This is a genomic window from Microaerobacter geothermalis (genome assembly GCF_021608135.1).
Classification (GTDB): Bacteria; Bacillota; Bacilli; order DSM-22679; family DSM-22679; genus Microaerobacter; species Microaerobacter geothermalis.
Genome location: NZ_JAKIHL010000033.1, coordinates 15,691 through 40,613 on the forward strand (window position 1 = coordinate 15,691; position 24,923 = coordinate 40,613).

Annotated in this window: 26 protein-coding genes and 1 tRNA gene; 2 read left to right on the plus strand and 25 right to left on the minus strand. The window is 40.1% G+C overall.

The genetic code is table 11. The annotated features are described in order from the left end of the window. Positions 1-271: 271 nt before the first annotated feature. The 10 genes from rlmH to L1765_RS11870 form a co-directional block, all read right to left on the minus strand. On the minus strand, positions 272-751 hold the full coding sequence (gene rlmH / locus L1765_RS11825) for a 23S rRNA (pseudouridine(1915)-N(3))-methyltransferase RlmH (protein ID WP_236407691.1): 480 nt from the start codon (positions 749-751) through the stop codon (positions 272-274). A 127-nt stretch (positions 752-878) separates the two neighbouring features. Next, positions 879-1,046 (minus strand): CxxH/CxxC protein, encoded by a 168-nt coding sequence (locus tag L1765_RS11830; RefSeq protein WP_236407692.1) that lies wholly within the window; start codon positions 1,044-1,046, stop codon positions 879-881. 180 nt (positions 1,047-1,226) lie between these two features. Beyond that, entirely contained in the window at positions 1,227-2,474 is a 1,248-nt protein-coding gene (locus tag L1765_RS11835) for a S1C family serine protease (RefSeq protein ID WP_236407693.1), read from the minus strand. Positions 2,475-2,757: 283 nt separating this feature from the next. Beyond that, complete coding sequence (locus L1765_RS11840) at positions 2,758-3,546, minus strand: MBL fold metallo-hydrolase (protein WP_236407694.1); 789 nt, start codon at positions 3,544-3,546, stop codon at positions 2,758-2,760. Then, positions 3,543-4,283 carry a two-component system regulatory protein YycI gene (gene yycI / locus L1765_RS11845; RefSeq protein WP_236407695.1) on the minus strand — a complete coding sequence of 247 codons (741 nt, stop codon included), beginning with the start codon at positions 4,281-4,283 and terminating at the stop codon, positions 3,543-3,545. The genes L1765_RS11840 and yycI overlap by 4 nt, the downstream gene beginning before the upstream one ends. Beyond that, positions 4,270-5,592: a YycH family regulatory protein gene (locus tag L1765_RS11850; protein WP_236407696.1), complete on the minus strand. Its 1,323-nt coding sequence runs from the start codon at positions 5,590-5,592 to the stop codon at positions 4,270-4,272. Before L1765_RS11850 ends, yycI begins: the two co-directional genes overlap by 14 nt. After that, positions 5,589-7,424 (minus strand): cell wall metabolism sensor histidine kinase WalK, encoded by a 1,836-nt coding sequence (walK, locus tag L1765_RS11855; RefSeq protein ID WP_236407697.1) that lies wholly within the window; start codon positions 7,422-7,424, stop codon positions 5,589-5,591. Before walK ends, L1765_RS11850 begins: the two co-directional genes overlap by 4 nt. Next, complete coding sequence (gene yycF / locus L1765_RS11860; RefSeq protein ID WP_236407698.1) at positions 7,405-8,091, minus strand: response regulator YycF; 687 nt, start codon at positions 8,089-8,091, stop codon at positions 7,405-7,407. Before yycF ends, walK begins: the two co-directional genes overlap by 20 nt. A gap of 256 nt (positions 8,092-8,347) precedes the next feature. Continuing rightward, positions 8,348-9,832 (minus strand): LysM peptidoglycan-binding domain-containing M23 family metallopeptidase, encoded by a 1,485-nt coding sequence (locus L1765_RS11865; protein WP_236407699.1) that lies wholly within the window; start codon positions 9,830-9,832, stop codon positions 8,348-8,350. Positions 9,833-9,916: 84 nt separating this feature from the next. Beyond that, positions 9,917-9,992 (minus strand) — tRNA-Thr (locus tag L1765_RS11870). A gap of 135 nt (positions 9,993-10,127) precedes the next feature. Here L1765_RS11870 and L1765_RS11875 point away from each other — a divergent pair. After that, a complete protein-coding gene (locus L1765_RS11875; RefSeq protein WP_236407700.1) occupies positions 10,128-10,496 on the plus strand; it encodes a hypothetical protein in 369 nt (122 codons plus the stop codon). 217 nt (positions 10,497-10,713) lie between these two features. Here the strand turns inward: L1765_RS11875 and L1765_RS11880 are convergent, their stop codons facing one another. The 11 genes from L1765_RS11880 to L1765_RS11930 form a co-directional block, all read right to left on the minus strand. Then, positions 10,714-12,003, minus strand: a complete 1,290-nt coding sequence (locus L1765_RS11880; RefSeq protein WP_236407701.1) for an adenylosuccinate synthase — start codon at positions 12,001-12,003, stop codon at positions 10,714-10,716. 128 nt (positions 12,004-12,131) lie between these two features. Further along, positions 12,132-13,475: a replicative DNA helicase gene (gene dnaB / locus L1765_RS11885; RefSeq protein WP_236407702.1), complete on the minus strand. Its 1,344-nt coding sequence runs from the start codon at positions 13,473-13,475 to the stop codon at positions 12,132-12,134. Positions 13,476-13,515: 40 nt separating this feature from the next. Beyond that, entirely contained in the window at positions 13,516-13,959 is a 444-nt protein-coding gene (gene rplI, locus L1765_RS11890) for a 50S ribosomal protein L9 (protein WP_236407703.1), read from the minus strand. Further along, positions 13,959-15,914, minus strand: coding sequence for a DHH family phosphoesterase (locus L1765_RS11895; protein ID WP_236407704.1), 1,956 nt, complete (start codon positions 15,912-15,914; stop codon positions 13,959-13,961). The genes rplI and L1765_RS11895 overlap by 1 nt, the downstream gene beginning before the upstream one ends. Positions 15,915-15,918: 4 nt before the next feature. After that, the gene (locus L1765_RS11900) at positions 15,919-16,863 is read right to left on the minus strand and encodes a YybS family protein (RefSeq protein WP_236407705.1); all 945 of its coding nucleotides are present in this window, start codon (positions 16,861-16,863) and stop codon (positions 15,919-15,921) included. Positions 16,864-17,006: 143 nt separating this feature from the next. Beyond that, on the minus strand, positions 17,007-17,237 hold the full coding sequence (rpsR, locus tag L1765_RS11905; RefSeq protein WP_236407706.1) for a 30S ribosomal protein S18: 231 nt from the start codon (positions 17,235-17,237) through the stop codon (positions 17,007-17,009). A gap of 24 nt (positions 17,238-17,261) precedes the next feature. After that, entirely contained in the window at positions 17,262-17,696 is a 435-nt protein-coding gene (ssb, locus tag L1765_RS11910) for a single-stranded DNA-binding protein (RefSeq protein ID WP_236407707.1), read from the minus strand. Between the two features lie 17 nt (positions 17,697-17,713). After that, positions 17,714-18,004, minus strand: coding sequence for a 30S ribosomal protein S6 (gene rpsF, locus L1765_RS11915; protein ID WP_236407708.1), 291 nt, complete (start codon positions 18,002-18,004; stop codon positions 17,714-17,716). A 159-nt stretch (positions 18,005-18,163) separates the two neighbouring features. Beyond that, the gene (gene ychF / locus L1765_RS11920) at positions 18,164-19,264 is read right to left on the minus strand and encodes a redox-regulated ATPase YchF (RefSeq protein WP_236407709.1); all 1,101 of its coding nucleotides are present in this window, start codon (positions 19,262-19,264) and stop codon (positions 18,164-18,166) included. A 32-nt stretch (positions 19,265-19,296) separates the two neighbouring features. Then, positions 19,297-19,515, minus strand: coding sequence for a DUF951 domain-containing protein (locus L1765_RS11925; RefSeq protein ID WP_236407710.1), 219 nt, complete (start codon positions 19,513-19,515; stop codon positions 19,297-19,299). 154 nt (positions 19,516-19,669) lie between these two features. After that, on the minus strand, positions 19,670-20,707 hold the full coding sequence (locus tag L1765_RS11930) for a YkvI family membrane protein (protein WP_236407711.1): 1,038 nt from the start codon (positions 20,705-20,707) through the stop codon (positions 19,670-19,672). Between the two features lie 155 nt (positions 20,708-20,862). On the opposite strand from L1765_RS11930, the gene yyaC reads away from it, so the two are divergent. Then, positions 20,863-21,498, plus strand: a complete 636-nt coding sequence (gene yyaC, locus L1765_RS11935) for a spore protease YyaC (protein WP_236407712.1) — start codon at positions 20,863-20,865, stop codon at positions 21,496-21,498. A 43-nt stretch (positions 21,499-21,541) separates the two neighbouring features. Here the strand turns inward: yyaC and L1765_RS11940 are convergent, their stop codons facing one another. From L1765_RS11940 to L1765_RS11955, 4 genes are all read right to left on the minus strand, one after another. Beyond that, positions 21,542-22,441, minus strand: a complete 900-nt coding sequence (locus L1765_RS11940) for a diacylglycerol/lipid kinase family protein (protein ID WP_236407713.1) — start codon at positions 22,439-22,441, stop codon at positions 21,542-21,544. Positions 22,442-22,447: 6 nt separating this feature from the next. Further along, positions 22,448-22,843, minus strand: a complete 396-nt coding sequence (locus tag L1765_RS11945; RefSeq protein WP_236407714.1) for a bactofilin family protein — start codon at positions 22,841-22,843, stop codon at positions 22,448-22,450. Between the two features lie 19 nt (positions 22,844-22,862). Beyond that, entirely contained in the window at positions 22,863-23,771 is a 909-nt protein-coding gene (locus L1765_RS11950; protein ID WP_236407715.1) for a M23 family metallopeptidase, read from the minus strand. 180 nt (positions 23,772-23,951) lie between these two features. Beyond that, a complete protein-coding gene (locus tag L1765_RS11955; protein ID WP_236407716.1) occupies positions 23,952-24,680 on the minus strand; it encodes a DUF554 domain-containing protein in 729 nt (242 codons plus the stop codon). Between the last annotated feature and the right edge of the window lie 243 nt (positions 24,681-24,923).

The following is a 24,923-nucleotide window of genomic DNA, read 5'->3' on the forward strand; positions in this document are numbered from 1 at the left end:
ATTTCAACGACTTTGCAAATGATAATTTTTCTCATATATTGCTCATATATATAAAGTAACATGTTGTATATTCACTGATTGTGATTATCGTCACAAAAAGCAGAAAAAAATATACCCTAAGACTTCTAGGGTGGGTAATAACAAACTAAGGTAAAATTTTTAAACTACTGCCAAAACCTTGCTGTTTTAAGTAAAAATCCTCTGCTTGCATACCGCTTCACGAATTTGTTCCAACGTTCTTCGATGCTTCCCTAAAAAAATGACTATATGTTCACTTATGGTACGGTTCACCCCGATTAATGCGAAAAGCCCGGTAAATTTGCTCCAGTAAGATTAATCTCATCAATTGATGGGGGAAGGTCATTTTGGAAAAGGAAAGTTGGAGGTCCGCCCTTTTCTTTACTTCATCTGACAGCCCTAATGATCCCCCGATGATGAAGGTGATAGAACTGGTGCCGTAAGTGGCTAGCTGGTCCAGCTTTTCAGCAAGCTGCTCGGAGGAAACCATTTTTCCCTCTATTGCCAGTGCAATGACATAGTCATCCCCTTTCAGATGGGATAATATTTTCTCTCCTTCTCTATTTTTTACCTGTTCCTCTTCTGCTTGGCTGAGGATGTCCGGGGCTTTTTCATCAGGCACTTCGATCAATTGTAATTTAGCGTAGGGAGATAACCGTTTTATATATTCATTGATACCCTGCTTCAAATATTTCTCTTTTAATTTACCCACCGACAAAATGGTCATTCTCATTCTTATCCCTCTTTCTTTTTCTCGCTCTCCACCATTTTCGTAACAACTGCAGCAAATCCATCGAGATAGGTCCATTGGCTCATCCTAATGGCTTTGCCGATTGAATTAAACGATTTCATTCAATTCATTACACTACCAGGAATTTAGGGATTCGATCACAAAACTCACAGGTTGCCGGTACGGTCCAGGCAGTAAAGGAAACCTCATCTAACCGATAGAGATCGGGCGCCTCCTCATATTCATCCACGAAATAATCGATGGCCAGTTCCAAATGTTCACTGCAGCATACAACCATTTCTTAATCCGTCCTTTTCATTCAACATTCGTTTTTCTTTATCTTCGCTTTTCAGTTTGCATTGTCATCATCGATTTTTATCCGAATTCCATCATATCTTCGGTGTACTTCTATAACTCCCACAGAACTAAGTCTCCTTTATTATATCCAAAAAAGAAAACGAGCCGCAAAAATGGCCCGTTATGGAATCATTTGCAGTTTTCCCAGAATAATTTCTGTCGTCATCAGTTGGCCCTGGCGGTAAAAGGTTACCTTTATCTTGTCCCCAGGATTTTTCTCTTTATAAAGGTATTTTCTTAGTTGGGCAGAATTATAAACCGGAGTTTCATCCAGCTTGGTAATTACGTCAAGATTTTGCAATCCCCCCTGATAAGCAGGTCCCTGAGGAGTAACGCTTCTCACCAGAACCCCTTGGGTAACATTCTTGGGCAGCTCTAACTTCTTCAATTCATCATTGGAATAAAGGGACAAATCGACCGGCTCAATTCCCATCAGTGCCCGTTGGGGTTCTCCAAAGGCCACAATATCATCAATGATGGGCTTTACATCATTAATCGGGATGGCAAAACCTAATCCTTCCACCCCTTTTTCCATGATCTTAATGCTGTTGATTCCGATCAGCTGCCCATCAATATTAATCAGAGCACCTCCGCTGTTTCCTGGGTTGATAGCAGCATCGGTCTGAATCACTTCCAGTTCCCATTCCGGCTGGCCATCATTGTTAATGTCCCTTGGTACCGTCCTTTCTTTTGCACTAATGATTCCCATGGTGACGGTTCTGGAGAATTCCAATCCCAATGGATTACCGATGGCAATGGCTGGTTCTCCAACCTTTAGAGTAGTGGAATCTCCAAATTGTGCCACCGCTTTGGCATAGGCCGAATCAATTTCCAATACAGCCAAATCCGTATAATAATCAAATCCAATCACTTTTGCAGATATCCGTTCCCCCGTAATCAGAGCTACCTCTACTTTATTATAGCCTTCGATCACGTGAAAATTGGTGACAATTAGCGCTTTATCCCCTTTGATATCAAAAATTACTCCTGAACCGGTTCCAGCTTCAACACTGGTTCCCCCGCTCCAAAAGTTTTCCTGTTTTTGAATATTTACAACTCCCACGACAGCCTCTTCCATTTTTGCCACGGCGTCAATAACGGCAGACTCCACTGTTAATCGATAAATCCGGCTGGATTCCGGAGTGGCATTTCCTGAGCCGGGTTGAACCGGATCGGGTGGAACATCCTTTTGTATGGGCGTTTGCATGATAGGAAGATTGACCCAACCAAGCTGATAGAGCAACGGTATACTAAACAGAACGATAGTTCCGCCTATAATGGATCCCAGGATAGCGGAAAAGAATCCTCTCTTTCGTCTAGGCCTGTTTGGAAATTCTTCTTCGAAAAAGTCATCATCAAAAAATGGCATAATCCCACCCCAATTATTCGTTTTCAAACTCTAATAATCTATGATAAGTCTATTCTTTCCATGATTCGGACATGATATAAATATAGATATAAAAAAGCAGGTGATGTGATGAAGAAGACGAATCCTATGGATACTGTTCATGTAATGGCTAAGTTAGCAGATTTGTCTGAAGTGGACTACCGTAATACTCTAGTCATTTCTGCTGTCATAGAATTGCTGGTGGAAAAAGGTTTAATGACTAGAAAGGACGTCCTGTCAAAAGCAAAGGAACTGGATATTCATTTCACACAACTTCCAACTTCGTTGGACGATCTGGGTATGTATCATAAATCGTCAGATTTTCCTCAGTAGATATTCCATAATCCTCAAGGGTATTTTTGATCGTAAGCCGAGCCAGTTCCATCATATTGTTGTCCTTGCTTAAATGGGCCAAATACACCTTTTTTGTTTTTTCTCCGATGATATCCACCAATGCTTCTCCGGAGGTTTCGTTGGATAAATGACCAATGTCACTTAAAATACGTCTTTTGACGTTCCACGGATAGCTGCACATTCTCAGCATCTCCACATCATGATTTGCTTCAAAAATTAATGCATCGGCATTTTGTAAAATACCCTTTATTTTTTGACTCACATAGCCCAAATCTGTGGCAATTCCCAGCTTTTTGTTGTCCTGATAAAAACAGAATCCCATGGGCGCAGCGGCATCATGTGAAATACCAAAGGCCTCTACATGGAGGTCATTTAAAGCCTTGATCTCCCCTATTTCCAGGTATTTCACCTGTTCTTCCTCTACTTTGCCCACTGCAGACCCCAGTTGATTCCAGGTTGCCTGGTTGGTATAGATGGGTAATTTGTACCTTCTGGCTAAAACCCCTATGCCTTTTATATGATCAACATGCTCATGGGTAATGATCAAAGCATCCAGTGTATTGGGATCCACACCGATTTTCCCCAGTGCCTCTTCTATCTGTTTTCCGCTTAATCCGGCATCTACTAATACCCTTGTTTCTTTTGACTCAATATAAATAGAATTTCCTGTGCTGCCACTGGCAAGTATACTAAATTTCATCTTGTTGTTTCCTCCACCATCGATCTTTTTATTGAAGTTTCCTCTATTCCTCCGGTAATGCCATTTATATAATGAACCCCGGAATCATGGGTTACTCTCCAAACAGGGACCAAAACCTGAACGCCATCGGTGTTGTTCACCTGTCCGTAGTAACCCAGTTTTATATCGGTAATCGATTCTTTATTCCCTATAATACCATTGTCCACCAATGTTCGGATAGCCATGTAATAAGAAATGGTTGGCCTTTTTTCTCCAATATTGATAACCCTGTACAAAATCTGATTGTACCCTGTGATGCGGTTATTTTTGAGAAATACATTCAGCTCTGCACCAAAAAGTGGAATCTGTTGGAAAGTTTGGATATACGTTAACGTTTGGCCTGTACTTAGTGAAGGGAGATAAATATATTCTTTGAACCAGGGGATCTTTTCTTCTAATACTTTATTAATCTCTTCCACATTGGTCGGAGATGACAATGTTTTGTCTATGGTCACCCTTTTCTCCTCCTGATTTGTCATGTTGACGTACAGATAGGGAAGAGGGGAATTCTCTTTCGGGAGCGGGGCAGTGATTACAATTTGTTTCTCCTGCAACAGAGAAAGGGTTTCAGAAACCAATTCATCCTGTCCCAAATTCTTCTGCAATATTCCTTCTTTATTTAGATTTTGGTAGACCAAAAATATATTCAGTAATAAAAACGCAACGATAAGAATACTTTTTGCTTTACTCCAGTCCAATCTCGGCTTCACCCCTTGTTAATTCCGCATCAAGGTATATCGTGCTGTTATTTTCATACTTAATAATCCATACCGGATCAAATCGAATCATATTGTCATCTGTAAAAGTTGCTAAATAAGCTGGATAAATCTCTTGAATTCCTTCCCTTTTCCCCTTCTTCTCCAACCAATCCATTAGTTGCTCACCGGTGGCGATATCGATGGTTTGATGGCTAATATAGTCCCCCCTCCTGATCAGAGACCGTTGATAACCTGAAATGAAATTTCCTTTTATTTGGATGGAGATGGTTCCATATGGATTGGGTTCTTTCATATATACCAAAAAGGAATTGACCATTTCCCGGTACACCATGTTCTTTCCCCTAAACCCATCTGAACTGATCTTAGAGATGATATAATCTCCGTTCCATCCTCCCTGGCGATTAATAAAGTGAATGGAATCTAGAAAGGACTTCCCTTTTGGGTCCGTATTCTGGGTATCATCTACCAACGGATTATGGTATGAGATGCTTTGATTAAAATCTAAATACTGCAGGGCTCTGTTTCCATCGGTATAAATGATGGAGCCGTCCCTTTCTTTGATTTGTCTCGTAAGGGAAGGATCAATAAATAGGCTGTCTATCATATTATCAATAGAAATGGTATCTTTCTTGTACCATACCCTTTTGATGGAAATGGGCTCGTTAGGTAAATAGAGCATATTTCTTCCTGAAATATACAGTTGATAGGACGGTAAATTATTTCCTAATCCCAAGTAGAAATTTTGCAAATCAGCAGAGGTCAAAACGGTTCTAGCTTGAATGACCATGTTACTGCCTTTGCTTAAGAATAATCCATACGTAACCTCTTCCTTTGCATCATAATAAATCCAAATTCTGTTTACCCCTTGAAAGGAGGGAATTTCCCCCTTAACGTTTAACAAGTATGGGAATAGGGTTGTATCATAATTCGTAGGATACACAATTTCCAAACCTAGTTCGTTTTGAGCGATTTCTTTTAATTCATCCGTGGAAAAATATAATTGTTTAAAATCATCAAAATACCAACCCGACATTTTCTCCAGAACGATTCGATATTGGGCCATACTGGGAAGGGAGACGGTATGCCGTTCCTTTCCGTAATGAAAAATCACTTGGATAGGTAGGGCAACATCTGTAATTTCTTTCGGTTTGCCAGTGGGAGGAGGGGCAATATAGGATTCCGTTTTTAACACTTCAAAGTTGGGTTGACTGTTCCAAAGCTGCCAGGTGAGGAGGATGCTAAATAATACCAGGATGATCAAAACCATTGATTTAATTCTTTCAATCATGAAACAACACTCTCCCGATTAAGCGGCAACGCTACGGTTACCTTGGTCCCCTTATTTAGTTCACTGTCCAGGGAGATCATCCCTCCATGGAGTTTTGTAATTTCCCGGGCAATAGACAACCCCAGTCCAGTCCCACCCATGTTTCTCGATCTCGCTTTGTCCACTCGGTAAAAACGATCAAAAATCTTATTTAATTCTTTCTTAGGGATTCCTATCCCATTGTCTATGACATCTATTACAAAAAATCCATTATTTTTAACAGAAGCATTGATCGTAATCGAGCCGCCTTGAGGCGTATTTTTTATCGCATTGGAAAGAATATTATCCATTACTTGGATCATTTGATCCTTATCAATCCTAAGATTTGGAATTTCCCTTGGAGAAACCAGTTTAAGGGTGATCCCTTTATTTTTTGCCTGAACAGAGAAACGATCTATGGTATCCTGAAGAAAAAGATTCATTTCTGTATCCTGATAAGACAACTGGACTTGTCTGGAGTCCATCTTAGCTAATTGCAGGAGGTCATTGACCAGGCGAATCATACGATCCGTTTCCATCTGTAATACACGAAAGAACTTTGGGGCCAGTTGTTCATCTTGAACAGCTCCATCCTCCAATGCTTCCAAATAACTCTTAATCGTTGTCAACGGGGTCCTTAGCTCATGGGACACATTGGCTACAAATTCTTTCCTTTCTACCTCTAACTTAACTTGTTCGGTCATATCCTGAAGAACGGCAATCTTCCCAACCCTCTGGCCAGAGCGTTTAATGGAGGAAAAGATGACCCGGACATTTTTTATCTCATCGGGAGAACTCCCCAATTCCAATAGAAAGGAATTATCCTTTTCTGTGAAGGGACCAAACTCGTCTTCATCTGGCAATTTTAGAAGATCATTAATGCTTTTGTTGATCCACTCATTCTCTCCTATCCCCAATAACCATTGGGCCTTTTCATTAATAAGAATGATATGTTCTGAATCATCTTCAGCAATAACCCCATCGCTCATATTAGAAATGATAGAGGAGAGTTTTTCTCTTTCTTCTTCATTTTGGGTTAATGCCTCGGTCAACCTTTCACCAAGATAATTAAATGCTGCTCCCAGTTGGCCGATTTCATCATCCCCATATACCTTCACCCTGTTTCGGAAATTACCTTCAGCCATATCGGAAGCCTGTCTCGTAATTTCCTTTACTGGTGTGGTGATGGTTTTTGATAAAAATATTCCCAGAAAAGACGTGATCAAAAGGGCTACTCCCGTTCCGGTAGCCAAGATCCGATTGATTTGCTTGATTGTTTCATATGTTTCTTCCATGGATGCCATCAGATACACCGCTCCCAACACTTGGTTGTCTCTCTTAATGGGAACGGCTAAAACTTTTACTCGGTATCCAGTGACAGGATCAATTTTAACCTCTTCACTCTTTGTGCCGAGCAAAGCATGGTAAACTTCGATTAACGTATTTTTTTGTCCAATCAACTCTTTTTCTTTTTGGGTAGAGCTGATGATAATCCCATTCTGATCAACGATCTGAACTTCAGCTCCCTTAATGGCTACCAGATTGTTTACTAAATGATTTATATCCTCCTGAACCAATTTCATTTTTTCATTATTGGTCCATTCATGTTCCCCTTCAAAATATCTCTGGAGATTAAAGGCTAAAAGATTGGCCTGGGTGTTGATGGTATCTGAAAAATTTTTTACATAGTAAGATTCCAAAGCCCGAATAAAGTAGGCACCAATTAATTGCATGGCTATTAATATCAGTAGAATATAGATTACCAATAATTTCCATTGAATAGACGCAAATATTCTAAGGTTGGCGAAAGACATAGCCAACTCCCCTTTTCGTCAAGATGTATTCAGGGTGACTTGGGTCATCTTCAATTTTCTCCCGTAACCGTCGAACCGTTACATCCACCGTGCGAACGTCTCCAAAATAATCATATCCCCATACAGCTTGAAGAAGATGTTCCCTTGTTAACACTTGACCGGCATGGTTTGCAAGGTAGGTTAAGAGTTCAAATTCTCTATGGGTCACATCAATTACCTTTTTATTTTTCATCACAACATAGGAGTTTGTATTGATCTGAAGCTCTCCCATCTCGAGAATCTTTGATTTTTCATGATGCTTCCTCTTAGATCTACGTAAATTGGCTTTTACCCTGGCTAATAATTCCCTGGTGCTAAAGGGCTTTGTCACGTAGTCATCGGCTCCCAGCTCTAGTCCCAATACCTTATCCGCTTCGGAGTCTTTAGCGGTCAGCATAATAATGGCAACGTCTAAGTTACTCCTTATTTCTTTACATACCTCTACTCCATTTTTCTTTGGAAGCATAATATCTAATAAAACCAGATCAGGTTTTTCCTTGTATACTTTTTCAAGGGCTTCTTCCCCATCAAAGGCACAAGTGACATCATATCCTTCCCGTTCCAAATGGAATTTAAGGATATCGGCAATTGGCTGCTCATCATCAACAACAAGTATTTTCCATTTCATGACAATCCCTCCCCGAAGGAATCCATCCTCTTTTACTTCTGGATCACTACACGTATTTCCTTCATTAAAAACAACTAGTATATGGAGACATCTACTGCGAAGTCTTTACGGTGATGTAATCCCGTTTTATAACATCATTGTAACCCCATGTAAAGCAATTGCATATGGTAAATGGTGAATGTTCCCACCAGCCTGTGGTACATAAAAAAAGCTATATCTCAATACCGAGATATAGCTTAACCCTTACTTCTCGCTTTTAACGACTAACATAATTGAGAGGATTAACCGGAACTCCGTTCTTCAGGATTTGAAAATCCAGATGAACACCAGTTGAACGTCCGGTATTTCCCATAATGGCTATCACTTGGCCTTTTCCTACTTTATCTCCTTCAGATACCTTGAAACGGGAGAGATGGCTGTAGGCGGTCTTCCATCCATTTCCATGATCGATAATGATCCGTTTACCCCAACCTCCTGACCATCCAACAAATTCGACAACACCACTGTCAGAAGCAAGGATGTTTAAATCTTTTGCTCCGGCTATATCCAAACCAGCATGGAATTCTCCCCAGCGGGGTCCATATCCACTGGTAATGATCCCCCCATTTGTTGGCCAAATAAATCTGCCGGATCCTTTAGCCGGTGGCAGCTTTGTTCCCTTGATGACAATTTTTGTAATGGGGTCTTCAATCACTTCTTCATTCAACAATTCTTCATTGATTTTGTCACCATTTTCTTTGGTGACTTTATATTCTGCAATCTTTAATCCTTCCTTGCCATTCTGCACAATCCTGGTTTCCCCACGAAACATGCTGTCATCCTGACGAACCTCTACATCATAATCAATGGTCTCACGACGGGTGACCTTTTCTACTGTTTTAACGGTAACCTTTGGTTGAAGGGCTGTCACATTGATTTCCTGACCGATCTGGAGCAACGTTTCTTCGGTGAGGCCAGGGTTATTTTTTAGAATGTCAGCCACTTTCACATTATATTTTTCGGCAATTAGCCCCAAATATTCTCCTTTTTCAACTTTATGAATTACTTGTTCTTCAGTACCGTTAATGAACAGGGATTTTAGTTGATCTTCAGATAAAATTTTATCCGGGCTTACTGTTTCATTCTGGACATCAATATTCTCTTTGATGTCAACTTCCAATAAATCTGTTTTTTCCTCATTATTTGCCAAAGATGCAATTTGGACTCTTTTTTCTTTCCCTTCAATACCTTCTTCGGCTGCTGTTTGGGGAAGATAAGTTGATTTTACTTCTTCCAAAATCTTATTTAAGGTTTCCTGATCTTTTGCATATCCCAGAAATTCCCCATTTATAACAACCTTTACAGCATCCGCCTTCACTTCCAAACTCTTTTCCAGAACACTTAGAACTTTGTCATCTTCTGCTTGTCCTTTGTATACACGTTCTGATTTATATGTAATATCTGAATCAAAACTTACATCCATATCTTTATATTTTTGTTGAGCCAACTTGTTTTGCTCTGCTATCCAGTTCTCAACGACGGATGGGTCAGAAGCAACTCCGATTTCTTGTCCCTTTAAAAACACATGATAAAGGGTATTTACCTGAGACTGGTAATATTGATTTCCGATCAAAGATCCGGTTGCCAATACCGTCACAATGGAAACGCTGGCAATTGCTGCTTTCTTATTGGCTCTAATATATCCAAATAACCCTGGCGTTTTCCCCCTAATCCAATCCCCCATTTTTTTCACATACGACATTATCGGCCTCCTAACTCTCCCAAACTGATTTGGTAGAATATGTCATGGATATATACGTGATGCTTTATCTTCTTTATGTACTCATGGAGCCGACGATGGGACTCGAACCCACGACCTGCTCATTACGAGTGAGCCGCTCTACCAGCTGAGCTACGACGGCACAAAAAATGGATTCCTTATAAATTGTACACGGGGTAATCGCAAAAAACAAGACCCATGCTGAACATGTATAGCCCCTTTTTTTCTTGTTCACAATAAATACAAACCTATTAATAAGTGATGAAGGAGTGTTTACATGGGACAGCGTAATATTCTGGCAAGCTTCCGGACAGTTGATCAGGCGCAAAGGGCAAAGGAGTTTTTGGTCCAAAACGGGTTTGACATAGTGCAAATTGATAACATTAGTCCTTATCCGGGGGAAGGTACTGACCAATTTATGAATCCAATTACTGGTAAGATTGAAAGCTTAGTCAATCTCACCCTTGCCGGAAATCCTGATAGCAAAAACGCCGATATTTTAATTGCAGCAGCCCCGGAAGCTAGTGGCATGGCAGATGGTTCAGGCATGGAAAAGAATCAAAATGTCCTGTTAACAGTCGTAACTGACGATGAGCATGGGGAATCGGCAGAAAATATCATTAAGAAATATGGCGGGAGCTTTTAATTGAAGAAATAAGGGAGAGGAAGTCGTTAGAGTCCGCTTCGAGGCTAAAGAACGGAGCACTCAATACCATCTAGGCAGTTCAAAGATGGAATCAGTTTGAGACGAATTCCCGTTCTTTAGCCCCTCCGCTTTGCACGAGCTTGAAGGTTATCGAAGGTTACCCTTCGTAAATTCTTTAATTCTATTTCAAATTCTATTTCAACGTTGGGTATTCTTTTTATGCATAAACCCCGCGGATTAAATTGGTTTGTTCCCGTCCCGGCCCAACGGAAAAGATGCTTAACGGAATTCCCGTCAGTTGGGACACCCTTTCCAGATAGTGTCTGGCATTATCTGGTAAATCATGGATGCTCTTGACCCCTGTTATATCCTCTTTCCATCCGGGAAGTTCCTCATAAATAGGTTGACATTCCTCAAGGATTTTTAAATTGGCGGGGAAATGATGCAGGATCTCTCCACGGTATTTGTAAGCTGTACATATTTTTAAGGTTTCAATACCGGTAAGAACATCAATAGAATTTAGAGATAAATCGGTGATTCCACTCACCCTTCGGGCATGACGGACGACAACGCTGTCAAACCATCCTACTCTTCTCGGTCTGCCGGTTGTTGTTCCATATTCATTTCCTACTTCACGAATACGGTCCCCGATCTCATTATTTAATTCTGTTGGAAATGGGCCATCCCCCACTCTCGTGGTATAAGCTTTTGCCACTCCTACTACATGATGAATTTTTGTGGGACCTACACCTGAACCAATACAGACACCTCCTGCAATGGGATTGGATGAAGTAACGAAGGGATAAGTCCCTTGGTCAATATCCAACATCACCCCTTGCGCCCCTTCAAATAAAACTCTTTTTCCCTGATCAATGGCATCATTTAGAACCACTGAGGTATCCGTAACAAAAGCTCTGATTACTTCAGCGTATCGCAAATATTCTTCAAATATCTCTTCTTCTTTAAATCCCTCCGTCCCATAAATTTTTTCAAGTATTTCATTTTTCTGGGCTAAATTCCTGGCCAACTTTTCACGAAAAACATCCTGATCCAGCAAATCGGCAATGCGAATGCCAATTCTCGCCGCCTTATCCATGTAAGCTGGTCCAATTCCTTTTCTAGTCGTACCGATTTTGTTTGTTCCCTTTCTTTCTTCTTCCACAGCGTCTAATTTCAGATGATAAGGCATAATTACATGGGCACGATTGCTTATTTTTAAATTATGGCTTGGATCGATTCCATGGTCTGCCAAATAATTTAACTCTTGAACCAATGCTTTGGGATCAATTACCATTCCATTTCCAATCACACACAATTTATCTTTATAAAATATTCCGGAAGGGATTAAATGCAGCTTATACTTTTTTCCTTCGAAGCTTATGGTATGACCAGCATTATTTCCACCTTGATACCGGGCCACTACCTCGGCCTTCTCAGCCAAGTAATCCGTGATTTTTCCCTTACCTTCATCTCCCCACTGTGTTCCAACGACAACGACTGTTGACATGGACTCACCTCCACTTATCATTCGGGATGAATAATGCAACCATCCCCAGTGTATCAACGCTCCCTAAGAATGTCAATTAAAATACGAACGATTTTATATTTTTTTATTTTTTTGTTCGTATATTTTATTTATTCCTGGTGCGTTTTATCCATGCTTACAAATTTGTTATATTCCTTTAAAAAAAGTAATTCCACTTTTCCCGTTGGTCCATTTCTCTGTTTTCCAATGATAACTTCTATAATGTTTTTCTTATCCGTTTCAGGGTCATAATAATCATCGCGATAAAGAAAAGCCACGATATCGGCATCCTGTTCAATACTTCCACTTTCACGTATATCAGACAGCATCGGTCTTTTATCCTGCCTTTGTTCCACCGCACGGCTTAACTGGGACAGGGCGATGACAGGACAGTTTAATTCTCTCGCCAAGCCCTTTAACGAACGGGAAATCTCAGAAATTTCTTGCTGTCTGTTTTCCCCTCCACGTCCCCTTCCTTGGATCAGCTGCAAATAATCAATTAAGACCATTCCTAAGCCATGTTCTGTCTTTAATCTGCGTAACTTGGAACGAATCTCCGTTACGGTGATGCCCGGGGTATCATCAATATAGATTTGTGATTTGGCCAAAGTACTAATGGCAAAGGAAAGTTTTTCCCAATCCCCGTCTTCTAGCCTTCCGGTTCTTAATTTATGGGCATCGATGTTCGCTTCAGCGCATAACATTCTTTGTACCAATTGAGGGGCCGACATCTCCAGACTAAAAATTGCAACAGAATGATTGTATCTTGCAGCTACGTTTTGGGCAACATTTAAAGCAAATGCTGTTTTCCCCACACTGGGTCTTGCAGCTAATATGATTAAGTCCGATGGCTGAAATCCCGATGTCATTTTATCCAAATCCCCATATCCCGAAGGAATTCCTGTTACTTGTCCTTGATGGTTGGACAAAAATTCAATTCTCTCAAAGGTTTCCATCAATATATCCTTTATTGGAATAAATCCTCGGGTTGCTTTTTTTTGGGAAATTTCAAGGATACTTCTTTCCGCATGGGATAAAATTTGGTTGATATCTTCAGATCCTGAATATCCCTCACTGGCGATTTTCGTGGCGGTCCGAATTAATCGGCGAAGTATCGATTTCTCCTCAACAATATGGGCGTAGTACTCTACATTTGCTGCAGTCGGCACGCTTTGAGCCAAGTCGGTAAGGTAAGAGACCCCTCCCACTTCTTCCAATAATTTTCTGTTGGAAAGTTCTGCAGTAACTGTTACTAAATCTACCGGTTCCCCCCGTTCATACAAATCCAGCATCACCTGAAAAATTCTTTGATGGCTTGTCCTGTAAAAATCTTCAGGGGACAATATTTCAGATGCGGCGATTAACGCATCGATTTCCAAAAAGACAGCTCCCAAAACCGCTTGTTCAGCATCTATATTTTGAGGAGGGACCCGGTCTAAAAATAGTTCACTCACCTGACATCTGCTCCCGTATTATTTTGATTAATCTTTGTTTCTACTCTTCAATGACATGCACTTTTAGCTGGGCAGTCACCTCAGAATGGAGTTTGACCGGGATATTGGTAACCCCCAAAGTTCGGATTGGTTCATTTAACTGAATCTTTCGTTTGTCAATTTTTATGTTCATTTTCTCCAGGGTCTCGGCAATTTGCTTGCTGGTAACCGAGCCAAACAATCTTCCGCCTTCCCCTGACTTTGCCTTTATGGTAACCGTTAATTTTTCAAGTTCTTTACTTAATTGTTTTGCCTCCGCCAATTCCTGTTCCTTTCTCTTTCTCTCTTTTTCTTTCTGTATCTCCAATGTCTTTAAATTCCCTTCAGTAGCTGGAACAACAAGTCCTTTCGGAATGAGAAAATTTCGGGCATATCCGTCGGATACCTCTTTCATCTCTCCTTTTTTCCCTTGTCCCTTAACATCCCTTAGAAAGATAACCTTCATTAGATTAATCCCCTTTCATTTAAATATTCCTCAATCGTTTCTTTCAATTGATGAATGGCTTCATCCAATGACATATCTCTTAATTGGGCGGCAGCATTTGTCAAATGGCCACCTCCTCCCATTTTTTCCATGATTACCTGAACGTTGACATCTCCCAGACTTCTGGCACTGATTCCAATTAAACCGTCCGTCCTTCGACTAACCACAAAGGAGGCTGTGATTCCATCCATATTTAGCAAAGTATCCGCTGTTTGCGCAATCAAAATTTGATGATATTCCTGATCCTGCTCCCCTCTGGCAACGGCAATGGAGTCAAAGATCACCTCTGCATTTTTAATAATCTCTGACCGCTTCATAAACTGTTCAATATCTTCCTTTAACAGTTTTTGAACCAATGCCGTATCCGCACCATTCCTGCGGAGGAATGATGCTGCCTCAAAGGTCCTTGACCCCGTTCGGTAGGAAAAACTTTTTGTGTCTACAACAATTCCCGCCAATAGCGTGGTTGCTTCCAATACATCCATCATTAATTTATCACTTTGATATTGAAGCAGTTCTGTCACTAATTCACAGGTTGAAGAAGCATAAGGTTCTAAATAAATTAACACCGGATCTGCCACAAATTCTTCTGCTCTTCGATGATGATCAATCACCACTGTTCGTTTATGACCATCCAATAGTCGTGGCTCAATCACCATAGAGGGTTTATGGGTATCTACTACCACCACAAGAGAACGTTGTGTAGCCATCGATAGGGCCTGGTCCGGACGAATAAAAAAATCATACAAGTAATCATGCTCCTTCACAGCATTCATCAGTTTTTCAATCCCAGGATTCACTTCATCCAATATGACAAATCCTTCTTTGCCATTGGTTTGAACCGCTTTTAGTACACCAATAGAAGCCCCTAGGGAATCGGTATCCGCATGTTTGTGGCCCATGATGAATACCTGGTCACTTTCTAAAATAAGATCTCTTAAAGCATGGGAGATGACCCGTGCCCTCACCCTTGTACGCTTTTCGACGGCATTTGACTTTCCACCGTAGAAGGATAATCGATTTCCCACTTTAACTGCCGCTTGATCGCCACCTCGACCCAATGCAATATCCAAGCTGGACTGGGCCAGTTTTCCCAGTTCGATAAATGATTTTACCCCTGCTCCCACCCCGATGCTGAGGGTAACGGGAATTTTATTATCCACTGTAATTTCCCTTACAACATCTAGAATATCAAAATGATTTTTTTCCAATTCCTTTAATGTCTTGGCATCGGTAATGCCGAAAAACTTATCTGAAGCAAAGCGACGCAGATATATCCCCTTTTGATTGCACCATTCCGTAATGGCCCCGGTAACATTGGTCATAAGCAAACTTCTGCTTTGTTCATCCATTCCCTGGGCTACTTCGTCCACATTATCCATATGAAAAATAATATAAACCAATTGTTCATTCTCATATTTGATTTTTAGGGTATGATGTTCCGTAATGTCCCATAGGTATAAAATTCTTTCATCCGCTTTAATTTGGACTTGGTAGATACGATCATGCAGTTGGACTTCCATCTTGGTCTTTCCTTCTATTTTTTCTAGGGATGGGGCTAATTCCCTCAAATGGGCGCCAATCATTTCCTTATCAAATATTTTGGTAATAAAAGGATTATGCCATTGAATCGTCTTCTCTTCACTATAAAGAACCATCCCCATCGGAATCTCATTAATCACTTCTTCGCCTGCTTTTTTTACCCGGTGGCTTATGGTAATGATATACTCTTGCAAGTCCTGCCTAAAAGCAATTTCGGCGCGATAGTTGAAATAGGCGATGACAAAAAAGAGAAAAAGGCCTATTAATCCATAGACCCAATGATATAAGGAAAGAATACCCAAAAGGATAGCTCCAAAAATAAGGGAAAAAACCATATGAAATCCATGCCATCTTTTAAAAAGAAACTTCGGCATTTTCTCAGCTCCCAGATTTCACTCTCTTACGTAAATCAAATCCTAAATCCAAAATTCCAGTTAAACTAAGTATAAATGTTAGGGGAGGAAAAAGAAATACCAGCAAGATGATGATGACAAATGCTCCCTTTCCCCATCCTTTAGAGTAAAAATAATATGCAACAAATGATAACCCTTGGATCACCATCACCAACTGCAACAGCGGTTGCAAATTGACTCCAACCATGTATAGATAACCCTCTTTTTGGGCGCTAACGAACATCATCAAAATCACAGCCATTAAATAGTAGAATAAAAATGATTTGGGAAACTTCCACTCACGAAAGGGTGGAAATTGAGGAACAGGTTCCCTTAGTCGATTTAAAATGATCCTGGAAATCCAGTGGGTAATGAATGATATAATCATAGAAGAACCTAATATAATAGACGGAATCATGAATCGAATTTGTTCAGCCATGCTTCTTAAAGCTTCTTCCATTTCCGGATTCTGGGGAATTCCTAATCTTGTCAACCATCGATTACTTTCCTCAACGGATTTATTCAATGCTTCCTGGTACATCTGAATCAGGTTTAAATTCATCACCAAGGATGTAAGTAATATATAAAATAATATTCCTAGTAGGGAAGCGAAAAATCCTCCCAAAACCACTTGCATGGCACTCTTTTCCTTTTGATAAAGCACACCCATAGTTGCTCCTATAAACGCAAAGAAGAAGGTATAGCCTAAGGAATATACTCCTCCTGCAATTAAAAAGGTAACTCCAAGGGAAGCAACAAACATCCAAACAGATGGTTGAAAACCATGTCTTTTTCCATATACCACAAACGGGATGGGGAGAATAAATACGGAAATCATTCCAATGGGCGTGTAGATTGTCAAAAACAAAAGCACGGCATATGTAGCTGTGAGGATAGCGCCCTCAATCATTCCTTTTAATTGGCTTTTCAAATGCAAAACACTCCTTTTTTCGTTACCCTGGAGTATTATTTTATCATAATACACATTGATAATACCAACTCGCTTCTCATGGGCATCGGAATTTTGTAAAAAAAACACCTTGGAGTATTTTAATACACCAAGGTGTTTTCCATTTATTCAGTGGTATATGGCAGCAATCCAATTTGGCGAGCACGCTTAATGGCGGTTGTCAATTGGCGCTGATATTTCGCAGAAGTTCCGGTGACGCGGCGAGGTAATATTTTGCCCCGTTCACTGATAAACTTCTTCAGCATGTCGATATCTTTATAGTCAATGTGTGTAATTTTATTTACTGTAAAGTAGCATACTTTACGGCGCTTATGTCCCCGTGGACGACGGCTCATTTCTTTCCCTCCTTACTTTAGGAATTAAAAGGGTAAATCATCATCTGAAATATCGATCGTTTTTCCTTGATCAGCAAAGGGGTCATCAGTAAACCGGCCATCATCGGATGAAGGATAACTTTGACCTTGGCTGGTCTTTGACATAGACTCTAAGAAACGAACGTTATCCGCTACAACTTCTGTTACATAAACTCTTCGACCTTCATTATTTTCATAATTTCGAATCTGAATTCTGCCTTCAACTGCTGTTAAGCGACCTTTTTTCAGATAATTGGCACAGGTCTCAGCCAGTTGTCTCCAAGTAACGATATTAATAAAGTCAGCTTCTCTTTGCCCTTGTTGGTTCGTAAAGGGCCGGTCAACAGCCAAGGTAAATGTAGTCACCGCTACCCCATTTGGAGTATAACGCAACTCAGGGTCTCTCGTTAACCGACCGATTAAAATGACGCGGTTTAACATATTATCCCCTCCGAGAATTATTCCTTTTCATCGCGAATCACAAGATGACGAACGACTTCATCAGTAATTTTCATGATGCGATCCATTTCGGACACAATCGCTGGGGTTGCCAGAAAGTTCATTAATACATAATAACCTTCGCGAAGTTTTTTCATTTCATAAGCCAAACGACGCTTTCCCATTTCTTGAAGATTTGTAATTTCACCGCCATTGTCGGTAACCAATCCTTTAAACTTTTCAACAAGGGATCTTAATTTCTCCTCTTCAAGGTCTGGGCGTAAAATGTACATCAACTCATATTTACGCATGCTCTTCACCTCCTTTTGGTCTAAGCGGCCCCCGAAGGAGCAAGGAGCGAGATATAATAAACTCGCATTTAGTGATTATATCAAATGGAAAGATGATTTACAACTACCAACCTAGGTGAACAGGTCAGACACAATCTTTATATCGAACAAAGTGTAGAATTATACGTTGAAACGGAAATGCATAATATCCCCGTCTTGAACCACATATTCTTTCCCTTCCAGACGGAGAAGACCTCTTTCCCTTGCCTGGGCCATTGAACCGCTTGCGATTAAATCTTCATAACTAACCACTTCGGCACGAATAAAACCCTTTTCAAAATCTGAATGAATGACTCCAGCCGCTTGGGGAGCTTTGGTCCCTTTTTTTATCGTCCATGCCCTTACTTCCTGAACACCGGCGGTAAAATAGGTAATGAGCCCCAATTGCTTGTATGCCGCTTGAATGAGTCGGTCCAATCCTGATTCTTCCAATCCAAGTTCTTCTAGGAAAAGGACTTTGTCTTCCCCTTCCAGTTCAGCGATTTCTGATTCCAATTTGGCACTGATGACGATAACCTCAGCATCTTCTCCTGCTGCATATTCCTTGACTTGTTGAACATATGGATTGTTATCTCCTGAGCTCACTTCATCTTCTCCAATATTGGCTACATAAAGCATCGGTTTCAATGTCAATAAATGAAGGTCTCTAATGAGCAGACGATCTTCATCATCCAAATCAAGCTGACGGGCCGGTTTTCCTTCTTCAAAATGGGCTTTCAGCCTTTCCAATAAAGCAAATTCCTGCTGAGCCTTCTTTTCTCCTGATTTCAAATTTTTCCTGGTTTTTTCTATGCGCCGCTCCACCGATTCCAGATCAGCCAGCACCAATTCCAGATTAATGGTCTCTATATCAGAAATCGGGTCAACTTTCCCTGAGACGTGTGTGATATCTTCATCTTCAAAACAGCGGACAACATGGGCGATGGAATCCACTTCCCGAATGTGGGACAAGAATTTGTTCCCCAGCCCTTCTCCCCGGCTTGCACCCTTGACCAAACCGGCAATATCAACAAATTCAAATGCCGTCGGAACTGTACGATTGGGTTCAACAAGTTCCGTCAACTTGGTGAGTCGCTCATCCGGTACTTCTACCACTCCCACATTGGGATCGATGGTGCAAAAAGGATAATTGGCAGACTCCGCCCCTGCCTGGGTAATTGCATTAAATAAAGTAGATTTTCCCACATTGGGCAAACCCACAATTCCGCAAGTCAATCCCATTGTTTATATACACTCCTAACATTTTGCTAAAATCAATCATTGTTAGTATAGTTTGTTTCATTTTTTGGTACAAGTACCTTCTTCATTTTCCGCTCAAATTCCAGCCTCGGTAGAAGAACACTATGTCCGCACTTCTGACATTTTATCCGAACATCCGCCCCCATGCGAATCACCTGCCATTCATTGGCACCACAGGGATGGGGCTTTTTCATTTGGACAATATCTCCCATAGAAAATTGTTTTCTTTCCATTCAATATCCTCCTACCCTTTTTCCTCAAGTTCTTGTCTATTATAATGTACCAAACGTGGATAGGGAATTTCGACCCCTTGTTCATCAAATGTTTTCTTTATCAATTTCCTTAATTCTCTTCCTACACCAAAATGAGTCATCGGCTAGCATTCTGCTACTCTTTTTTTACTGATCCTGAGATGGGGTATAACAGTATCACCATCAAGACAAACAAATTTAATACTCCATATAGAGGATACAGGACCTTCACCAATACAGAAAAACCAAATTGACTGAGCGTAATCATGAATACGATGAGTAGTGCTGTTAAAAGCCATATTGGTAATCCAATCCATTCTTTGATGCGGCGAATTAATCCATGAAGACTGCTTACGGCAGTGGTATAAATAGCAATCCATAAAATGATTGTAACTAAAAAAATAATATAAGAAGGATAGATATCCACCAATGAAAATAAGGGAATCTCCTGACGAATCACTTTTTCCCCATTGATCAGCAGTGCTTGATTCAGCAGAATGGCAATTGTTCCTAAACTTAATCCTCCCACTAATCCTGCAATCATGATTTCTTTCTTTTGTTTTACATGAGTTCCAAAAGTGGATAAAACAGCAACTAATGGGACGATATTAAGGGAAGCATAAGTAATGGCCGAAGTCCATACCGGTGATGAAGTCCATGTCGGAAAGAACAACATCATATCTTTCATAATGAGAAATTGAAGGGGGATGACCAATAAGATAATCATCAGCATGGGTACAATGTATGTATTTAAAGATATGATCCCCTCTACGTTAAACAATAACACGATATAAACAAGCACAGCAATAAATAACACTCCTGATAAATGGGTCATGTCCCATTGAAAAAAAGCGGCCCCACTTCCGGCAAACATCACAACGGTTACTGTGAACAAATAAAATAGAATTATGCCATCAAATACATAGGCTACTCTTTTTCCCATCAAAATCTCCAAAACATGAAAATAATGTTCGGATTGATATTTCCAACTTAACCATAAAATCGTCATACTTGATACGGTAAATAGAAAAATAGCGATTAAAATTCCCCATACGCTTTGTTCTCCATAGGAACTAAAAAACTCCCATAATTCTCTGCCTGATGCAAAACCTGCCCCAATGGTTGTACCTACTATAGTTAAACCTATCTTTATCCCCCTGTTCCAACTATCCACGCCGTTCACCTCCTGCATTCCATTCAATAAAACGGAAAAACTCTTTAAGGAAACAAATATAAGATGTATTAACACGTATATTCTCATTTCTCTCTCCGTATACTGTTAATACTTATTTTTACATTTCTTTTAAAATGTTTTAGGAGGTTTCTCCTGTGAATAGCCAAAGATTTGCCAAGCCTACTTCCCCATATCAGGTGCATTTTCATGATGAGAATGCGGTCGAATTACTAGCAAAGCAATTTTTTCTTTATCTTAAACAGAAGTATTTTATGGACCTTGTGATCATATGCATTGGAACGGATCGTTCTACCGGAGATGCCCTTGGCCCTTTAGTAGGCAGTAAATTAAAGAATTTATTGCCAGAACATGTGCCCCTTTACGGGACATTGGAACAGCCTGTTCATGCCATAAATCTTCAAGAAACGATGACTCATATTCACCAAAAACACATTCTTCCCTGTTTTATTGCTATCGATGCATGTTTAGGACAGCCTGAAAATATAGGGAAAATTACCATTGCTGAAGGCCCCCTAAAGCCTGGAGCTGGTGTTCAAAAGGATCTTCCTGAGATTGGGCATCTTCATATTACTGGGGTAGTAAATGTGGGAGGATTTATGGAGTATCTCGTCCTTCAGAATACAAGGCTGCATGTGGTGATGAGCATAGCAGATGTAATTGCATCTTTTCTCTACTTAGGTATTACACAATGGAGTTCTGCACTTTTTGAGAAGCAAAACCTACATGGAGACAAGCAGGGGATTTTCTCTCAGCCAAAACAAGAATCTTAGCGATGGTCCAAAGAAATAGCTGTGACCCATTTGAGGACATCAGCTATTCGGGAACGATGATATTCATTTTTTGTTGTAACAGTGTAATTTTAATCGGAGTTTCTCCTTTTATCTCTCCATCGGCATGGACAGGAGTTGATGGCTCCATATTTACAGTGATTTCACTGCCATAGAGAACTTTAACTTGAGGCAAATGAATATGAGTCCCTTTAAATACCTGAGGGAAAAATCTAAGTAACTGCCAACGATTTAATTGGGAAACGATAATAACTTCCAACATGCCATCATTTGGCACTGCATTCGGACTTATTTTCATCCCACCGCCGTAATATGGAATATTCGTAACCGCAGCAAACCACACCTTAGAATAGTGAAACTCCTTTTCATTTATTATAATTTTCAAGGAAGTAGGCACATACAAGAAAATCTCTTTTAACACGGTAATTACATAAGATAATTTTCCAATTCCCAATAGATTCAACCATTTCTTGTAGAAAGATCTATTGGTTTTCAAAGCAATCTGCGCATCAAATCCTGCCCCCAAAGAACTTACAAAATAACCGTTGGTCATTTTCCCTATATCAATAGAGATGGTCTTTTTTTTCATAATGATCTCAAAAGCTTCAATAGGATGGCTTGGAATTTGATAATATCGGGCAAAATCATTTCCTGAGCCTGCCGGTATATATCCGAAGGGGATAGTAGAGGTAACCATGCCCTCTATCACTTCATTTACTGTACCGTCTCCACCAATGGCAACGATTGCATCTATCTCTTTTTCTTGCTGAATGGCTGATTGAGTCAATTGAACTGCATGGCGTGGATATTTGGTCATATAGTAATGATAAGATATTTCTCTTCTATCCAAATAACGGGAGAGCTGAGACCAAATCTTCTCTGCTCGTTGGTTTCCAGCGCATGGATTTATAATAAAGATATACATCGTAGATTATTTATTCCTTGTGTCTGCTTCTGTTTTTGAACTTTTCAGCCCGTGTTCCTCCAAACTCTTCATCAGACATTGTCCGTTATATTTTCCACCTTCTTCTATGATTATGGTGGAAACCTCTACATCCCCGATAAGGACTCCTTTGGGGAGTATCTGTAATCTGCCCTCTGCAACAACGGGACCTTCTACTTTCCCTGCAATCGAAATGTTCCGTCCTCTAATCTCAGCAGCTACGTTCCCTTTTTCCCCTACAATCACATCTCCCATGGTCTCAATCTTTCCCTGATGGGAGCCATCAATTCGAACAATGCCGGTCGCCTTGATATCCCCTATGAATTCGGTGCCTGGTCCTATAATTGTATCCACTTTATTTATATTTTGCTTTCCACCAAACATGTAATTTCTCCTCTCAATATTATGGTAAATATTTTTCTGGATTGACATATTTTCCGTATTCTTTTACCCCATAATCCAAATGGGGCCCAGTACTCCTTCCGGTATTCCCCATTAGGGCGATCAGCTGCCCCTTTTTCACTTTATCTCCTGGTTTAACAAGATATTTATTGAGATGAGAATAGGTTGTAGAAATTCCCCTGCCATGATAAATTTCGATATATTTACCTGATCCGCCGCGGGTTTCTGTTATGATGACTTTTCCATCAGCAGTAGCGTATACAGGAGTATTGTAATTATTCGCGATATCGATTCCCGAATGAAAAGAAGTTCTGTATGTAAACGGATCCCTTCGATATCCAAACCTTGATGTCACTCTTCCAACAGTTGGCCATATGGATGGAGTGGATGCCAATAAATTATTTTTATCTGTCACCTCTTCCAACAATGACTTCAATCCGTTCTCTCTTTCGGGAAGCGCTTCCTTCAATTCTGCCAATCCTGTCTTTGCCTCAGTCAGTAATTGATTTTCTGTTCCGCCCTCACCATGGTCATTTAAACTGCTTATTTTCACAGATTCCTTTTTCTGCGAAAAATAGCTCTTCGTCGGATCGAAATTATTTTCTTCCCTAATTTTCATTTCCAACTCTTCCAGAGAAGCTAAACTCTTTTTCATTAGAATCACATCGCGAACTACATCAGAAAATTCCTTTTTCATTGTTTCTGCTTCCACTTTGACATACTTTAAATTCTCATTTTCTCGCTTTAATGTTTTATACTGATTGACCCACATCACCATAAAAAATACGCCAATCACAAAAAGTATCGCGATCAATTGAAAGATAAAAACAGGAATTTTTAGGGTAATGGTTTCCTTTTCTGTATGCGGAACAATCAGAATGGTGTAATGATTTTTCTTCCCGAGCGACATATTTTACCTCCCTCAACATAAAGAAAAACAGGATAATGTCCTCCCTATATTCATAGCCTTATTCAATTTCGCTCCCTATCTATAAAAATCCTGCTTCTTCAATCACTTTTTCATAAATTTCAACAAAATTCATCACTCTTTCATATTTTTCGAGTTTGACCTTGGGTTATTTGTTGCAATCTACTGAAAAAATCCTGAAAAAATACCGGATAAATAGGAGATCAGTGGTACTAAGATCGCTACAATCAGCATGGATGGCAACAAATTAGCCACATTTATCTTTTTGATTTCCAATAAATTAATGGCAATTGCCACAATTAAAATTCCACCTGTTGAGGTGATTTCTGTTATCATTTGTTGCAGCAAAGCTTCACTGATCAATTTTTCAATGTAAGTAGCACTAATAGCGATCAAGCCTTGATACAAAAAAACTGGAATTGCTGAAAACGCAACGCCAATCCCTAAAGTAGAAGAAAAAATAATGGATGAAAATCCGTCCAACATCGCCTTTGTGTATAAAATATCGTGATTTTCCCTTAAACCGCTGTCTAACGCACCCAATATTGCCATTGCCCCTATGGTGTAAACTAAAGTGGCTGTGACAAATCCCGTGACAATTTTTTTGTTCCCCTTTCCGCCAATGGTTTTCTCTAGTAATTCCCCTAATTGGTCTAGCCTCTTTTCCACCTTCATTAACTCTCCTATAATTCCACCAATCACTAGACTTAAAATCACCACCAAAATGTTTTCAGTCTTAAGCCCCATCGATATCCCCAAGATCATCACTGATAACCCAATCCCCTGCATGACTGTTCGTTTTAAATTGGATGAAACACTAGAAAAAAAAGAGCCAATGACAGCTCCTACAATAATCGCCAACGCATTTACTATGGTTCCTAGCAGTACCATCTCTCCACCTCTTTTTTATTGCCTTATTTTTTATAGATGCAGAACTAAACTTACATGACCCGAAGGGTCACAAATTCTCATGAAAATAATTCCATCCAGTAGTTACCTAGTTACTGTATCATCGTCATCTTCTCATAATGGAAATTGAACAGGGGAATGGTAAGTCGTAAATCTTTATGGTGGTAGCAATATCAGACCCCGCGAACTAAACGGACAGCATCGATCATTGAGCACAAATTCCTG

What these genes read in the sequence shown, in the direction of transcription:
- rlmH (WP_236407691.1), bottom strand. Translation starts at nt 751, where the DNA reads ATGAGAATGACCATTTTGTCGGTGGGTAAATTAAAAGAGAAATATTTG.
- L1765_RS11830 (WP_236407692.1), bottom strand. Translation starts at nt 1,046, where the DNA reads ATGGTTGTATGCTGCAGTGAACATTTGGAACTGGCCATCGATTATTTC.
- L1765_RS11835 (WP_236407693.1), bottom strand. Translation starts at nt 2,474, where the DNA reads ATGCCATTTTTTGATGATGACTTTTTCGAAGAAGAATTTCCAAACAGG.
- L1765_RS11840 (WP_236407694.1), bottom strand. Translation starts at nt 3,546, where the DNA reads ATGAAATTTAGTATACTTGCCAGTGGCAGCACAGGAAATTCTATTTAT.
- L1765_RS11850 (WP_236407696.1), bottom strand. Translation starts at nt 5,592, where the DNA reads ATGATTGAAAGAATTAAATCAATGGTTTTGATCATCCTGGTATTATTT.
- walK (WP_236407697.1), bottom strand. Translation starts at nt 7,424, where the DNA reads ATGTCTTTCGCCAACCTTAGAATATTTGCGTCTATTCAATGGAAATTA.
- yycF (WP_236407698.1), bottom strand. Translation starts at nt 8,091, where the DNA reads ATGAAATGGAAAATACTTGTTGTTGATGATGAGCAGCCAATTGCCGAT.
- L1765_RS11865 (WP_236407699.1), bottom strand. Translation starts at nt 9,832, where the DNA reads ATGTCGTATGTGAAAAAAATGGGGGATTGGATTAGGGGGAAAACGCCA.
- L1765_RS11875 (WP_236407700.1), top strand. Translation starts at nt 10,128, where the DNA reads ATGGGACAGCGTAATATTCTGGCAAGCTTCCGGACAGTTGATCAGGCG.
- L1765_RS11880 (WP_236407701.1), bottom strand. Translation starts at nt 12,003, where the DNA reads ATGTCAACAGTCGTTGTCGTTGGAACACAGTGGGGAGATGAAGGTAAG.
- rplI (WP_236407703.1), bottom strand. Translation starts at nt 13,959, where the DNA reads ATGAAGGTTATCTTTCTAAGGGATGTTAAGGGACAAGGGAAAAAAGGA.
- L1765_RS11895 (WP_236407704.1), bottom strand. Translation starts at nt 15,914, where the DNA reads ATGCCGAAGTTTCTTTTTAAAAGATGGCATGGATTTCATATGGTTTTT.
- rpsR (WP_236407706.1), bottom strand. Translation starts at nt 17,237, where the DNA reads ATGAGCCGTCGTCCACGGGGACATAAGCGCCGTAAAGTATGCTACTTT.
- ssb (WP_236407707.1), bottom strand. Translation starts at nt 17,696, where the DNA reads ATGTTAAACCGCGTCATTTTAATCGGTCGGTTAACGAGAGACCCTGAG.
- rpsF (WP_236407708.1), bottom strand. Translation starts at nt 18,004, where the DNA reads ATGCGTAAATATGAGTTGATGTACATTTTACGCCCAGACCTTGAAGAG.
- ychF (WP_236407709.1), bottom strand. Translation starts at nt 19,264, where the DNA reads ATGGGATTGACTTGCGGAATTGTGGGTTTGCCCAATGTGGGAAAATCT.
- L1765_RS11925 (WP_236407710.1), bottom strand. Translation starts at nt 19,515, where the DNA reads ATGGAAAGAAAACAATTTTCTATGGGAGATATTGTCCAAATGAAAAAG.
- L1765_RS11940 (WP_236407713.1), bottom strand. Translation starts at nt 22,441, where the DNA reads ATGTATATCTTTATTATAAATCCATGCGCTGGAAACCAACGAGCAGAG.
- L1765_RS11945 (WP_236407714.1), bottom strand. Translation starts at nt 22,843, where the DNA reads ATGTTTGGTGGAAAGCAAAATATAAATAAAGTGGATACAATTATAGGA.
- L1765_RS11950 (WP_236407715.1), bottom strand. Translation starts at nt 23,771, where the DNA reads ATGTCGCTCGGGAAGAAAAATCATTACACCATTCTGATTGTTCCGCAT.
- L1765_RS11955 (WP_236407716.1), bottom strand. Translation starts at nt 24,680, where the DNA reads ATGGTACTGCTAGGAACCATAGTAAATGCGTTGGCGATTATTGTAGGA.